General features: G+C 58.3%; 14 protein-coding genes. 5 read left to right on the forward strand and 9 right to left on the reverse strand.

The features are described from left to right. The 3 genes from SIK97_RS14905 to SIK97_RS14915 all read right to left on the reverse strand — a co-directional run. Positions 1–180 (reverse strand): hypothetical protein (locus tag SIK97_RS14905; protein WP_319610938.1); only part of this gene is annotated, 180 nt, incomplete at its 3' end. A 1-nt stretch (position 181) separates the two neighbouring features. Further along, positions 182–1,693, reverse strand: coding sequence for a glycerol kinase GlpK (gene glpK, locus SIK97_RS14910; RefSeq protein ID WP_004126722.1), 1,512 nt, complete (start codon positions 1,691–1,693; stop codon positions 182–184). 21 nt (positions 1,694–1,714) lie between these two features. Then, positions 1,715–2,566 carry an MIP/aquaporin family protein gene (locus SIK97_RS14915; protein WP_004855525.1) on the reverse strand — a complete coding sequence of 284 codons (852 nt, stop codon included), beginning with the start codon at positions 2,564–2,566 and terminating at the stop codon, positions 1,715–1,717. 442 nt (positions 2,567–3,008) lie between these two features. On the opposite strand from SIK97_RS14915, the gene zapB reads away from it, so the two are divergent. The 4 genes from zapB (at position 3,009) to SIK97_RS14935 (ending at position 6,726) form a co-directional block, all read left to right on the forward strand. Beyond that, entirely contained in the window at positions 3,009–3,254 is a 246-nt protein-coding gene (gene zapB / locus SIK97_RS14920; protein ID WP_009652751.1) for a septal ring assembly protein ZapB, read from the forward strand. 151 nt (positions 3,255–3,405) lie between these two features. Continuing rightward, complete coding sequence (locus SIK97_RS14925) at positions 3,406–4,395, forward strand: sulfate ABC transporter substrate-binding protein (protein ID WP_004126718.1); 990 nt, start codon at positions 3,406–3,408, stop codon at positions 4,393–4,395. Between the two features lie 197 nt (positions 4,396–4,592). Beyond that, entirely contained in the window at positions 4,593–5,348 is a 756-nt protein-coding gene (locus SIK97_RS14930) for a CDP-diacylglycerol diphosphatase (RefSeq protein WP_047722814.1), read from the forward strand. A 73-nt stretch (positions 5,349–5,421) separates the two neighbouring features. Further along, positions 5,422–6,726 carry an SLC13 family permease gene (locus tag SIK97_RS14935; protein WP_014227261.1) on the forward strand — a complete coding sequence of 435 codons (1,305 nt, stop codon included), beginning with the start codon at positions 5,422–5,424 and terminating at the stop codon, positions 6,724–6,726. Positions 6,727–6,837: 111 nt separating this feature from the next. Here the strand turns inward: SIK97_RS14935 and tpiA are convergent, their stop codons facing one another. Continuing rightward, positions 6,838–7,605: a triose-phosphate isomerase gene (tpiA, locus tag SIK97_RS14940; RefSeq protein WP_004855521.1), complete on the reverse strand. Its 768-nt coding sequence runs from the start codon at positions 7,603–7,605 to the stop codon at positions 6,838–6,840. A gap of 108 nt (positions 7,606–7,713) precedes the next feature. After that, complete coding sequence (locus SIK97_RS14945; protein WP_004855520.1) at positions 7,714–8,313, reverse strand: DUF1454 family protein; 600 nt, start codon at positions 8,311–8,313, stop codon at positions 7,714–7,716. A gap of 112 nt (positions 8,314–8,425) precedes the next feature. Here SIK97_RS14945 and SIK97_RS14950 point away from each other — a divergent pair, with 112 nt between their 5' ends. Further along, positions 8,426–8,854 carry a DUF805 domain-containing protein gene (locus tag SIK97_RS14950; RefSeq protein ID WP_004126694.1) on the forward strand — a complete coding sequence of 143 codons (429 nt, stop codon included), beginning with the start codon at positions 8,426–8,428 and terminating at the stop codon, positions 8,852–8,854. Here the strand turns inward: SIK97_RS14950 and fpr are convergent, their stop codons facing one another. The 4 genes from fpr to trmH form a co-directional block, all read right to left on the reverse strand. Next, positions 8,855–9,601, reverse strand: coding sequence for a ferredoxin--NADP(+) reductase (fpr, locus tag SIK97_RS14955; protein WP_014227260.1), 747 nt, complete (start codon positions 9,599–9,601; stop codon positions 8,855–8,857). It abuts the gene before it with no gap. 96 nt (positions 9,602–9,697) lie between these two features. Beyond that, on the reverse strand, positions 9,698–10,708 hold the full coding sequence (gene glpX, locus SIK97_RS14960) for a class II fructose-bisphosphatase (protein ID WP_014227259.1): 1,011 nt from the start codon (positions 10,706–10,708) through the stop codon (positions 9,698–9,700). 53 nt (positions 10,709–10,761) lie between these two features. After that, entirely contained in the window at positions 10,762–12,843 is a 2,082-nt protein-coding gene (gene recG / locus SIK97_RS14965) for an ATP-dependent DNA helicase RecG (RefSeq protein WP_047722816.1), read from the reverse strand. A 2-nt stretch (positions 12,844–12,845) separates the two neighbouring features. After that, the gene (gene trmH / locus SIK97_RS14970) at positions 12,846–13,535 is read right to left on the reverse strand and encodes a tRNA (guanosine(18)-2'-O)-methyltransferase TrmH (RefSeq protein ID WP_004855515.1); all 690 of its coding nucleotides are present in this window, start codon (positions 13,533–13,535) and stop codon (positions 12,846–12,848) included. Positions 13,536–13,600 lie beyond the last annotated feature (65 nt).

Consider the following 13,600-nt stretch of genomic DNA (forward strand, 5'->3'; position numbering starts at 1 on the left):
GCGGGCGGTAGCCCGGGTAAGGCGTTTACGCCGCAACCCGGGGATACCCCGGGATTTATACATCGACGGGGTTTCCCCCCGGCTCGCGCCGCGCTTAGCAGGGCTACGGGGGTGTGCGGTCTGCGGGCTGTGTAGCCCGGCTAAGGCGTTTACGCCGCCAGCCGGGAATACTTCCCCCATCTTACGCTTCGTCGTGCTCTTCCCACGCCAGCGCGCGTTTTACCGCTTTCTTCCAGCCGCTGTAGCGATAGTTACGCTCGGTGGTTTCAATCCCCGGACGGAACTCGCGTTCGATGACCGCTTTCTCCTGCAGTTCATCCAGGTTTTGCCAGAAACCGACCGCCAGACCGGCCAGATAGGCTGCGCCCAGCGCGGTGACTTCGCGGACTTCCGGGCGTTCCACGCGGGTGCCGAGAATATCGGACTGGAACTGCATCAGGAAGTTGTTGGCGACCGCGCCGCCGTCAACGCGCAGGGCGTGCAGACGGATCCCGGAGTCAGCCTGCATCGCTTCCAGCACGTCGCGGGTCTGATAGGCAATCGACTCCAGGGTGGCGCGAATAATATGGTTGGAGTTCACGCCGCGGGTCAGGCCGAAGATCGCGCCGCGGGCATACGGGTCCCAGTACGGGGCGCCGAGGCCGGTAAACGCCGGAACGACGTACACGCCGTTGGTATCCTTCACTTTGGTGGCGAAATATTCGGAATCGAACGCGTCGCTAATCAGCTTCATCTCATCGCGCAGCCACTGAATAGAGGCGCCAGCCATAAACACCGCGCCTTCCAGCGCATAGTTCACCTCACCGCGCGGGCCGCAGGCGATAGTCGTCAGCAGGCCGTGCGTTGACGTCACCGCTTTCTCGCCGGTATTCATCAGCATAAAGCAGCCGGTACCGTAGGTGTTTTTCGCCATCCCCTCTTTCACGCACAGCTGGCCGAACAGCGCCGCCTGCTGGTCGCCCGCGATGCCGGCGATCGGAATACGCGTCCCGCCCTTACCGCCGATGTTGGTCTGGCCGTACACTTCGGAAGATTTGCGCACTTCCGGCAGCATGGCGCGCGGGATATCCAGCGCGTCGAGCATTTTGTCGTCCCAGTCCAGCTCGTGGATATTAAACAGCATGGTACGCGAGGCGTTAGTGTAGTCGGTTACGTGAACGCGTCCCTGGGTCATTTTCCAGATAAGCCAGGTGTCTACGGTACCGAACAGCAGCTCGCCGCGTTTAGCGCGTTCGCGCGCGCCTTCGACGTGGTCGAGGATCCACTTCACTTTGGTGCCGGAGAAGTAGGGGTCAACCACCAGGCCGGTGGCCTTGCGGATGTACTCTTCCATGCCGTCGCGCTTGAGCTGTTCGCAGATCTCGGCGGTACGGCGGCACTGCCAGACGATGGCGTTATAAATCGGCTTCCCGGTTTCGCGCTCCCACACGATGGCGGTTTCACGCTGGTTGGTGATGCCGATCGCCGCGATTTCATCGGAGCTGATATCGGCTTTTGCCAGCACTTCGACCAGCGTAGAGCTTTGCGATGCCCAGATCTCCATCGGGTCGTGTTCAACCCAGCCTGGACGCGGATAAATTTGTTCGAATTCTCGCTGAGAGACGCTGACGATATTGGCATCGTGATCCATTACCACGGCGCGGGAGCTGGTGGTGCCCTGGTCGAGCGCTACGATATATTTTTTGTCGGTCATAGTATGAGTTCCGTAGTCAGATTACAGCGAAGCTTTGTGTTGCGTCGTAGAGGGGGATGCAGCTTCTTTCTCTTCGACGACGCAGGTGTCGCAAGGCAGGTGGCGGCCAATCAGCTTGCGGTAGCAGAATGCGCCCAGCGCAGCACCGACGATTGGCGCACACAGCGGCACCAGGAAATAAGGAATATCTTTGCCGCCGGTGAAGGCGACGTTGCCCCAGCCTGCCAGCCAGGCGAAGGCTTTCGGTCCGATATCACGCGCCGGGTTCATGGCGAAGCCGGTCAGCGGGCCCATGGATGCGCCGATGACGGCGATCAGCAGACCAATCAGCAGCGGCGCCAGCGGGCCACGCGGCACGCCGTTACCATCGTCGGTCAGCGCCAGAATGACGCCCATCAGGATAGCGGTAATCACCATTTCTACCGCGAAGGCCTGCACAAAATTGATATGCGGATTCGGATAGGTGGAGAAAATGCCTGCCAGCTCGAGACTTTCGACGCTACCGCGCACCATATTGTGGGTATGTTCGAAATCGAAGAAAAGATTGTAATAAAGCCCGTAAACTAAAGCCGCAGCGCAAAAGGCGCCAGCGAATTGCGCAACGATAAATGGAACAACTTTACGACCGTCAAAGCAGGCGAACAGCCACAGCGCGATGGTGACCGCCGGGTTAAGGTGCGCACCGGAAACCCCTGCGGTCAGGTAAATCGCCATGGCGACGCCCAGACCCCAGATGATGCTGATTTCCCACTGACCGAAGCTGGCTCCCGCGACCTTAAGCGCAGCGACGCACCCAACGCCGAAAAAGATCAACAACCCGGTACCGAGGAACTCTGCGATGCACTGGCCTTTTAGTGTTGATGTTTGGCTCATAATCGAATCCTGAAGCGTAGTGATGATTATTGTATGTGTGAAGGTCGCAGGCGACCACGCTGCCATGTAGGCATAGTGTTAATTTATCGTTAACGAACAAAAACGAGAAATATCGAAATTCAAATGTGTGTACCACGTCAAGAAAATGAGCGTTTTCGCGCCATAAACGCGTGTTCGGCCTTTTGCGGGAGCGTTTCACCGCACATTTTTTTACGTGTTGATTAACAATTACGAAAAAGTACCGGGTAAAAGCGGCGAACGGACCAGGTAAAGGCTGAAAAGTGTTGCAAACCGCAATCTACGCGGGTTGTCGCTGGACAGGGGAGGCGGGGCTTCATACAATCGACTACATCACCACTGTAGTGCGCTAATTTTCGTTAAGGCGTCAACGCGTATACGAAACGGACGGTTTCTATCAACGCCTTGCAAGTTCAGGAGAGGTATGACGATGTCATTAGAAGTGTTTGAGAAATTAGAATCTAAAGTTCAGCAGGCGATTGATACCATCACTCTGTTACAGATGGAAATCGAAGAGCTGAAAGAGAAGAACAACACGCTGGCGCAGGAAGTACAGAGCGCGCAGCACAGCCGTGAAGAGCTTGAGCGTGAAAACGGTCAGCTGAAAGAACAGCAGCAGGGCTGGCAGGATCGTCTGCAGGCGCTGCTGGGCCGCATGGAAGAAGTCTGATGCTTCCCGCCCCCTCCCGTTCGGGAGGGGGCAAACTCTCCCCCGCTCTATATACTCACAAGTTATAGCCAATCTTTTTTTATTCTTTAATCATTAGTCCGCTTTCTGGCACGCTTAATCCATCACAACACTATATAAAGAGAGCGGTGCGATGAATAAGTGGGGCGTGGGGTTAACTCTGTTGCTGGCATCCGCCAGCGTTCTGGCAAAAGACATTCAACTATTAAACGTTTCTTACGATCCAACGCGCGAGCTGTACGAACAGTACAACAAAGCCTTTAGCGCGCACTGGAAACAAGAAACCGGCGACAACGTGGTGATTCGTCAGTCCCACGGCGGCTCTGGCAAACAGGCGACCTCGGTGATCAACGGCATTGAAGCCGACGTGGTGACCCTTGCGCTGGCCTATGACGTCGATGCGATTGCCGAGCGTGGCCGAATCGACAAAAACTGGCTGAAGCGTCTGCCGGATAACTCCGCACCGTATACCTCAACCATCGTGTTCCTCGTACGCAAAGGCAACCCGAAGCAGATTCACGACTGGAACGACCTGATTAAACCGGGCGTGTCGGTGATTACCCCGAACCCGAAAAGCTCCGGCGGCGCGCGCTGGAACTATCTGGCGGCATGGGGCTATGCCCTTCACCAGAACAATGGCGATCAGGCGAAGGCGCAAGAGTTCGTAAAAGCGCTGTTTAAGAACGTCGAAGTGCTGGATTCCGGCGCCCGTGGTGCGACCAACACCTTCGTGGAACGTGGGATCGGCGATGTGCTGATTGCCTGGGAAAACGAAGCCCTGCTGGCGACCAACGAACTGGGTAAAGACAAATTTGAGATCGTGACCCCGAGCGAATCGATTCTCGCCGAGCCGACGGTTTCCGTGGTGGATAAAGTGGTCGACAAGAAGGGCACTCGCCAGGTGGCGGAAGCGTATCTGAAGTACCTCTACTCGCCGGAAGGCCAGGAGATTGCGGCGAAGAACTTCTATCGTCCGCGCGATCCTGAGATAGCGAAAAAATACGCGAATGAGTTCCCGAAACTGAAGCTGTTCACCATCGATGACGTGTTTGGCGGCTGGACGAAAGCGCAGAAAGAGCACTTTTCCAACGGCGGCACCTTCGACCAGATAAACCAGCGTTAAATAGCCTCTCCTTATCCCCGCTTGCGCTGCGCTTAGCGGGGATACAACTCTTGTCGCCCGGACAGACGTAAGCCGCGACCCGGGGCTGAGAAGTCTGGTAGCGCCGCCTCCGGGAAAACACACCGAACCTCTTCCTGTTTTCATTTGGTCATCAAACTGCGTTACTCTTCCGTTTCTGGCTGAGACAGGAAAAAATAATGCGAAGAGTACGATACCTTTTATTAGCGCTGCTGGTGGTCGTTGTGGCGGCGATAGCCGGCGGCTACTACTGGCTTCATTCCGGCAACCCTGATGCGTTGCGCAAAATTGTTCTGCAACAGTGCGTCCCCAATCAACAGCAGCACCAGAATCCCGCGCCCTGTGCGGAAGTGAACCTCAAGGGCGGCTATGTGCTGTTTAAAGACCGCAATGGCCCGCTGCAGTATCTGCTGATGCCGACTTACCGTATTAACGGCACCGAAAGTCCGCTGCTGCTTAATCCCCTGACGCCGAACTTCTTCTGGCAGGCCTGGCAGGGGCGCGAAATCATGAGCCAGCATCGTGGTTCCGCCGTATCGGATGACGCGGTCTCCTTGACCATCAACTCGCGCAGCGGACGCACGCAAAATCATTTCCATATCCATATCTCCTGCCTGCGTCCCGATGTCCGTACCCAGCTGGACAAGGACGCGCCCGCTATCAGCAGCCGCTGGTTGCCGCTGCCCGGTGGACTACTGGGCCACGAATATCTGGCGCGTCGGGTCACTGAAACGGAGCTGGCGCAGCGCAGCCCGTTCCTGATGCTGGCCGAAGAGGTGCCGGAAGCGCGTGAACATATGGGCCGTTTTGCGCTGGCGATGGCAAAGCAGAGCGATGGCTCGCTGGTGCTGCTGGCCACCGAGCGTAACCTGCTAACGCTTAATCGCGCATCGGCGGAAGAGATTCAGGATCATAGCTGCGCAATCCTGCAATAACCCCACCATATCTGGCGTTTACCTGTCTTATTGTCCGTCGTATTCTTGCTGAAAAAATCGACAGGAGACAGGTATGTCGCTCTGGTTGTCCCACCCTCTGTTCCTTCCTTCTATCATCGTCGGCATCACTATTCTCCTCTGGGCGACTTCGCTACTGCCGGAGTTTATGACTGCGCTGCTGTTTTTTGCCGCAGCGATGATCGCCAAAATCGCGCCGCCGGAGGTCATTTTCGGCGGCTTTGCCTCATCGGCGTTCTGGCTGGTGTTCAGCGGATTTGTGCTGGGGATCGCCATACGCAAAACCGGGCTGGCGGACAGGGCGGCCCGGTCGCTCTCGTCACGGCTGACCGACTCCTGGCCGCTGATGGTCGGCAGTGTGGTGCTGCTCAGCTATGCGCTGGCGTTTGTGATGCCGTCCAATATGGGGCGTATCGCGCTGCTGATGCCGATTGTGGCGGCAATGGCCAGGCGTGCCGGCATTGAAGAGGGGACGCGCCCGTGGTTTGGCCTGGCGCTGGCGGTGGGGTTCGGGACCTTCCAGCTGTCTGCCACCATCCTGCCCGCCAACGTCCCGAATCTGGTGATGAGCGGCGCGGCGGAGGGATCGTATGGTATCCATTTGAATTATCTTCCCTATTTACTGCTGCATACGCCGGTGCTCGGCTGGCTCAAAGGGGCTGTGCTGATCGCCCTGATATGCTGGCTGTTTCCCGGAAAACCGCACCCGCCGCGCGACATGACGCCGCTGCCGCCGATGAGCCGCGATGAGAAGCGCCTGGCGTGGCTGCTGGTGGTAGTGCTGACGCTCTGGGTGACGGAGAGCTGGCACGGCGTGGGGCCGGCCTGGACGGGGCTGGCGGCGGCGGTGATAACGCTGCTGCCGCGGGTCGGTTTTATCAGCGGCGAGGAGTTTTCCAGCGGCGTTAATATCCGCACCTGTATTTACGTCGCCGGGATTTTGGGGCTGGCTATCACCGTGACGCAAACCGGTATCGGCGGCGTGGTGGGGAATGCCCTGCTGCAGATTATGCCGCTGGATAAAGAGAGCCCGTTTACCAGCTTTCTCGCATTGACCGGCATTACCAGCGCGCTGAACTTTATCATGACCGCTAACGGCGTACCGGCGCTGTATACCACCTTCGCGCAGAGCTTCTCCGATGCCACCGGCTTCCCGCTGCTGAGCGTGATTATGATTCAGGTGCTGGGGTACTCCACGCCGCTGCTGCCGTATCAGGCGTCACCGATTGTGGTGGCAATGGGGCTAGGGAAAGTGCCTGCGCGGGCGGGAATGCTGCTGTGTATCGCGCTGGCGGCGGTAAGCTATTTGATTCTGCTGCCGCTGGACTACCTGTGGTATCAGGCGTTGGGGAAACTGTAGCGAGGTAAAAAAACCCGGCTTGCGCTGTGCTGAGCCGGGCCACAAATATTGCAGATTTCTGGTCAGTAGCCCCGGTTGCGAAGCACGACCGGGGATAGCCTTTAAAGCGAATTACGCTTTTTTCGCGGCTTCTGCTGCTTTAACGATCACCGCGAAAGCGTCAGCTTTCAGGGATGCGCCGCCAACCAGCGCGCCGTCGATGTCCGGCTGGGTGAACAGCTCTGCTGCGTTGCCCGCGTTAACGGAACCGCCGTACTGGATGATCACTTGTTCAGCCACTTTCGCATCAGCTTTAGCGATGTGGTCGCGAATGAATTTGTGCACCGCCTGAGCCTGAGCCGGGGTAGCGGATTTGCCGGTACCGATCGCCCATACGGGTTCGTAAGCGATAACCGCGCCTTCGAACGCCGCCGCGCCCTGGGTTTTCAGAACGGCGTCGATCTGACGCGCGCACACTTCTTCCGTTTTGCCCGCTTCGTTTTCCGCTTCGGTTTCACCGATGCACAGAACCGGGATCAGACCCTGCTCTTTCAGTACCGCGAATTTCCTGGCGATAAACTCGTCGGACTCTTTGTGGTAGGTACGGCGCTCGGAGTGGCCGATGATGATGTATTCAGCGCCGATGTCTTTCAGCATTTCGGCAGAGGTTTCGCCAGTGAACGCGCCGGACAGGTTCAGGTCAACGTTCTGCGCGCCCAGGTGAATGTGGCTGCCCGCAGCGGCTTGTTTAGCCAGGTCGATGTACATCTCAGGCGGAGCAATGGCAACTGCACACCCGGTTACGCCAGCCAGTTCGGTACGCAGGTTCGCGACCAGTTCGTTTACCATGTGGCGGCTGCCGTTCAGTTTCCAGTTACCCATCACTAAAGGATGTCGCATTTTTATTCTCCACGCTTTAAAGCGAATTAAGGAATATAGCCGCCCCCGCGGGCAGCATGGTCTGTGAAACAGTATAGAGATTCATCACTGGAAAGGCTTTGCTTTTTGTCATTTATTGTTGTTTTCCAGCGTTTCAGATAGCGCCAGCTTAATCGGTTCAACAGCGAAGGTCAGCCCCTTTTCGCCGTTGTCCGCCACTACATAGCGCACAGCACCTTCCGTTTCGGAGAAGTAACGTTTGCCTTTTCCGGCGGTCAGCAGTTTCTGCAGCTTCTGCTGGCTTTGCGTCAGGCTGAGCGTGGGTACGAACGCGCGCATCACGGCGCTCATATACTCCTGGGCTCTCGCTTTCGCCGCTTTCTGCTGCGGCCCCTGAATCGGTAGCCAGGTGATCTGCATCGATTTAATTTTGAGCGTGCCGCGTTCAAGCGCGGTCGACGCGTAAAGGTTCTCATTGATCTTCGTGGCGGCGCGGGTCAGGTTTGCCTGGTCTTTGCTGGCGGCGACGGCGCGAAATTCATTGAGCGATAGCTTCGGGTTATCGTTGTTGAATTTTTCCCGAAACTCGCTGATGGAAATATCAAAGGCCGGCGCGCCGGAGAGAAGATAGGGCGCCGTAGCGCTGGCGTCTGACTCGGCGGACAACGCTTTTTGGCCGACGGATAATGCCGCCAGCCCAATTAAACATAAGGTTGCCCACTTCTTCATGCCCATCTTCCCTTTTTTTATCTGCTGACGATTAAAACGAGAACCGTCACGCTTGTCAAAAAGTCACGCCTTCAGGGTAAACTACGTCGGTGATGATGATAAGGAATAAAACATGACCCTACAGCAGTGGCTATTCTCAATTAAAGGGCGGATTGGACGTCGCGACTTCTGGATCTGGATCGCTATCTGGATAATGACCATGAGCGCGCTGTTCACGCTGGCCGGTAGTAACCTACTCAATTTACAGACGGCGGCTTTTATTCTGGTGTGTCTGCTGTGGCCGACGGCGGCGGTGACCATTAAACGCCTGCACGATCGGGGTAAATCCGGGCTCTGGGCGCTGCTGATGATTCTGGCGTGGATGCTGCTGGCGGGCAACTGGTCGATGCTGCCTGGGGTCTGGCAGTGGGGCGTCGGGCGGTTTATACCGACGCTGATTATCGTCATGATGCTGATCGACCTGGGCGCGTTTGTCGGTACCCAGGGCGCGAATAAATTTGGTAAAGAGACGCTGGACGTGCGCTGGAAAGCGGAATCCTGATTACCAGTAGTGTTCGGCGGTCATATGACCCGGCCGGCGACGCAGGTGCTTGCTCATCTGCCGGGTCTCTTTCAGCAGCTGCTGGGTGTCGCGCACCATCTGCGGGTTACCGCACAGCATGACGTGGCTGCTCTCGGCGTTCATCGGCAGGCCGACGGCCTCTTCCAGCGCGCCGGTTTCAATCAGGAACGGGATACGTCCCGTGAGCATGCCCGGCGCGGTTTCCCGGCTCACGACCGACTGGATGCGCAGTTTGCCCGCATAGCGCGCTTCCAGCGCCTGCATCTGCGGCAGATAGCTGAGGTCGGCGGCATAGCGCGCGGCGTGCACCAGTACCAGGTTTTTAAAGCGATCCAGGTCCTTCCCTTCTTCCAGAATTGACAGGTACGGGCCAATCGCCGTGCCGGTGGCGAGCATCCATAGGGTGTCGCAATCCGGTACCTCTTCCAGCACGAAGAAACCGGCGGCTTCGCTGACCACCTGGACTTCATCGCCCGGCTTCAGAGCCGCCAGCCGCGGGCTGAGCTTGCCCTCCGGAACCGTCACCAGATAGAACTCAAGATCGGGGTTGCTGGGGGCGTTGACGTAGGAATAGGCGCGCTGCACGCGTTCTCCGTCTACGTCCAGCCCCAGTTTGGCAAACTGCCCAGCGGTGAAGGGCGCAACCGGCGCGTGAACGGTGAGGCTAAACAGTGCATCAGTCCAGTTCTGTACTTTTACCACTTTGCCCGTAACCCAGTTTGCCATAGCGACTCTCCTCTCAATCCTGTTAACGTATCTTCACCGCGACGAGAGCAGATTTCCAGCCCGAAAAGGCTGGAAAGCTCTATTGATCAAATGTTTTTACAGGATGTGCAGCTGAATATCCGGGTCTTTGCGATCGAGATAATGAATCGATTGAATACGGCGGATGGTGCGGGATTTACCGCGGATCAGCAGGGTTTCGGTGGTGGCCATATTGCCTTTACGGGTGATACCGTCCAGCAGATCGCCCTTGGTGATGCCGGTTGCCGAGAAAACCACGTTGTCGCTGCGCGCCATATCGTCCAGGCGCAGCACTTTGCCTGCTTCAATGCCCATCGCCTGACAGCGTGCCAGCTCGTTTTCGCCGATGCGGCGGTTCTCTTCGCTGTCGCCCTTCACGTGGTGACGCGCCAGCAGACGGCCGTTCATATCGCCGTCCAGCGCGCGGATCACCGCAGCGGAAACGACGCCTTCCGGCGCGCCGCCGATACCGTACATGACGTCAACTTCGCTGTCCGGCATGCAGGTCAGAATAGAGGCGGCAACGTCGCCGTCGGGGATGGCGAATACGCGCACGCCCAGCTTTTGCAGCTCAACAATGACGTCGTCATGGCGCGGCTTGGCTAAGATGGTGACCGTTAATTCACTCAGCGGCTTATTCAGCGCGCGGGCGATATTATGCAGGTTTTCCGCCAGCGGCAGGTTCAGATCGATGGTGCCCTTTGCTCCCGGGCCGACAATCAGCTTTTCCATGTACATATCTGGCGCATTCAGGAAACAGCCCTTATCGCCTACCGCCATGACCGCCAGCGCGTTCGCCTGGCCCATCGCCGTCATGCGGGTGCCTTCGATGGGATCGACGGCGATATCTACCGCATCGCCGTGGCCGGTACCGACGCGCTCGCCAATGTACAGCATCGGCGCTTCGTCGATTTCGCCTTCGCCAATCACGATAGTGCCGTCGATGTTGATCAGGTTGAGCATAATGCGCATGGCGTTGACGGCGGCGCCGTCGGCGGTATTTTTATCACCGCGGCCTAACCATTTGTAGCCTGCCAGCGCGGCGGCTTCGGTGACGCGCGAAAATTCGATGGCCAGTTCTCGTTTCATAATCCACTCATCTGAATAAAAATTATGCGCAGCGTGGCGAGATGACGTTCGCGCTACGCGTTGGAATAGCGTTCGGTTTCCGGCATCCAGCGCTCTATCAGCGCCTGTGCCTGCTGGGGATAGCGTTCGTGAATATGGCGGGCGATGCGCTGAACTTCCGGGATCATGGCCTGATCGCGCAATAAGTCCGCGACTTTAAATTCAGCGTTGCCGGTCTGACGGGTGCCGAGCAGCTCGCCGGGGCCGCGAATTTCCAGGTCTTTTTGGGCGATGACGAAACCGTCATTGCTATCACGCAGAACCTGCAGGCGCTTCTGGGCGGTTTTTGACAGCGGCGATTTATAGAGCAGCACGCAGTGGGAGGCTACCGCACCGCGCCCGACGCGCCCTCGGAGCTGGTGCAGCTGCGCCAGCCCCAGACGCTCCGGGTTTTCGATGATCATCAGGCTGGAGTTGGGCACGTCCACGCCGACTTCAATCACCGTGGTGGCGACCAGCAGATGCAGCTCGCCCTGCTTGAACGCGCTCATTACCGCCTGCTTCTCGGCGGATTTCATACGCCCGTGCACCAGGCCGATATTCAGCTCCGGCAGGGCGAGCTTCAGCTCTTCCCAGGTGGCTTCCGCCGCCTGAGCTTCCAGCAGATCCGACTCTTCAATCAGCGTACAAACCCAGTAGGCCTGGCGACCTTCGTGAGTGCAGGCGTGACGTACGCGGTCAATAATATCGCTGCGTCGCGTATCCGGAATGGCCACCGTCGTAACCGGCGTTCGGCCCGGCGGCAGTTCATCGATGACCGAGGTGTCGAGGTCGGCATATGCGGTCATCGCCAGGGTGCGCGGAATCGGCGTGGCGGTCATAATCAGCTGGTGCGGGTGAAATCCCTGCTGTTGCCCTTTCTCCCACAGCGCCAGCCGCTGATGGACGCCAAAACGGTGCTGCTCGTCGATAATCACCAACGCGAGGCCGTTAAACTGGACCTGCTCCTGAAAGATGGCGTGGGTGCCGACAATCATCTGTACCTGTCCGCTGGCGATAGCCTCCTGCTGCGCCAGGCGCGCTTTGCCTTTTTGTTTGCCAGCCAGCCAGCCCACCTCAACGCCCAGCGGTTCGAACCAGCTGCGGAAGTTATTGGCGTGCTGTTCAGCCAGCAGCTCGGTCGGCGCCATCAGCGCTACCTGTTTGCCGTGGGCGATGGCGCGCAGGGCGGCAAGCGCGGCGACCAGGGTTTTACCGGAGCCCACGTCCCCCTGCACCAGACGCATCATCGGCACGTCCAGCGCCATATCGCGCTCGATTTCAGCCGTGACGCGCGCCTGCGCGCCGGTCGGCGTAAAGGGGAGGGAGGCCAGCAGCTTATCTTTTAGCGTGTCGTTAGCGCTGAGCGCGAGGGCGTGATAGCGCTGGGCGCCTGCCCGCAGCGCCAGCATGCTGAGGTTATGCGCCAGCAGCTCTTCCAGAATTAAGCGCTGCTGAGCCGGATGTTTGCCGCTTTCCAGCTCACTAAGCTGTAACGTGGGCGGCGGGCGATGCAGCGTGCGCAAGGCGTCCGGCAGACTCATCATCCCCTGCGCCAGCTCAGGCGGCAGCAGCTCGGCGATCGCGCAGGTTTCAAGCAGCTCCAGCGCCTGGTCGGTGAGCTTACGCAGCGTAGCCTGCTTGATGCCTTCGGTGGTGGGATATACCGGGGTCAGCGTTTCCTGTAAATCAGGGGTACTCATGTCGCCCTGAACCCGATATTCCGGATGGATCATCTCCGCCCCGTGCTTACCGCGCTTCGCCTCACCGTAGGCCAGCACGCGGCGCCCGGTTGCCAGGCTATTTTTCATCGCCGCGCTGAAGTTAAAAAAGCGCATGGTGAGGATGCCGGAGCCGTCGCTTATCTGGCAGGTCATCATCCGGCGGCCGCCGAAAGTGATGTTGCAGTTGAGGACTTCGCCTTCAACGGTGGCGTAAACGCCGGGCAGCAGTTCGCCGATGTGATACAGATGGGTGCGGTCTTCGTAGCGTAGCGGCAGGTGCAGAAGCAGATCCTGTACCGTATGCAGGCCGATTTTTGCCAGCTTACTGCTCTGGGCCGCGCCAACGCCCGTCAGGGAATTGAGCGGCACCGCATCCAGCAGACGGCCCTGCATGATTACTTCGCCGCCTGCATGGTGGCCCACCACGCGGCATCGGCTTCGACTTCGCCCTGCTCGTTGACGTGGGGGTAGGGAAGTCCCTTGCGTTTAGCAACCTTCGCCAGCACCGGATAGCCGCCTTCAAACAGCAGGCGCTGCTGGTCTTCTTCCGGCAGCATACTGTTCTCGCGCCGGTACATGCCGGCGTTCTGCCGCTGGCGCTGGGCTTCGTAGAGGATAAGCGCTGAGGCGACGGAAACGTTCAGCGACTGCACCATGCCAATCATCGGAATGATGATGTCCTGGTCCGCCAGGTCTAACGCTTCCTGCGTAATGCCGGTTTTCTCCTGCCCCATCAGGATACAGGTGGGACGGGTATAGTCGATTTCACGGAAATCGACGGCGTTATCAGAGAGATGGGTCGCCAGGATCTGCATGCCCTGGCCTTTTAAATGGGTGACGGCCTCGCCAATAGTACGGTGGGTTTTGACCTGCACCCAGCTATTGCTGCCGGCGGCCGCGGAGGCCATGGTACGCATACGGCTACCGGGCCAGATGGCGTGCACTTCATGCACGCCAACGGCGTCTGCGGTACGAATGACCGCAGAGACGTTATGAGGCTTATGGACCTGCTCCATGCAGACTGTCAGGTCAGGCTGGCGCCTGGCGAGCATCTCGCAGATACGCGCATAACGCTGTAAATTCATGATACTTCCATCCTTCGAATGACTCTTTAATCGCTGCGGATTACGCGGCCCATTCTTGGGCCTTG

It is taken from the genome of Klebsiella sp. JN_Kp126 (assembly GCF_033843325.1).
In the GTDB taxonomy this organism is placed as follows: Bacteria; Pseudomonadota; Gammaproteobacteria; order Enterobacterales; family Enterobacteriaceae; genus Klebsiella; species Klebsiella michiganensis.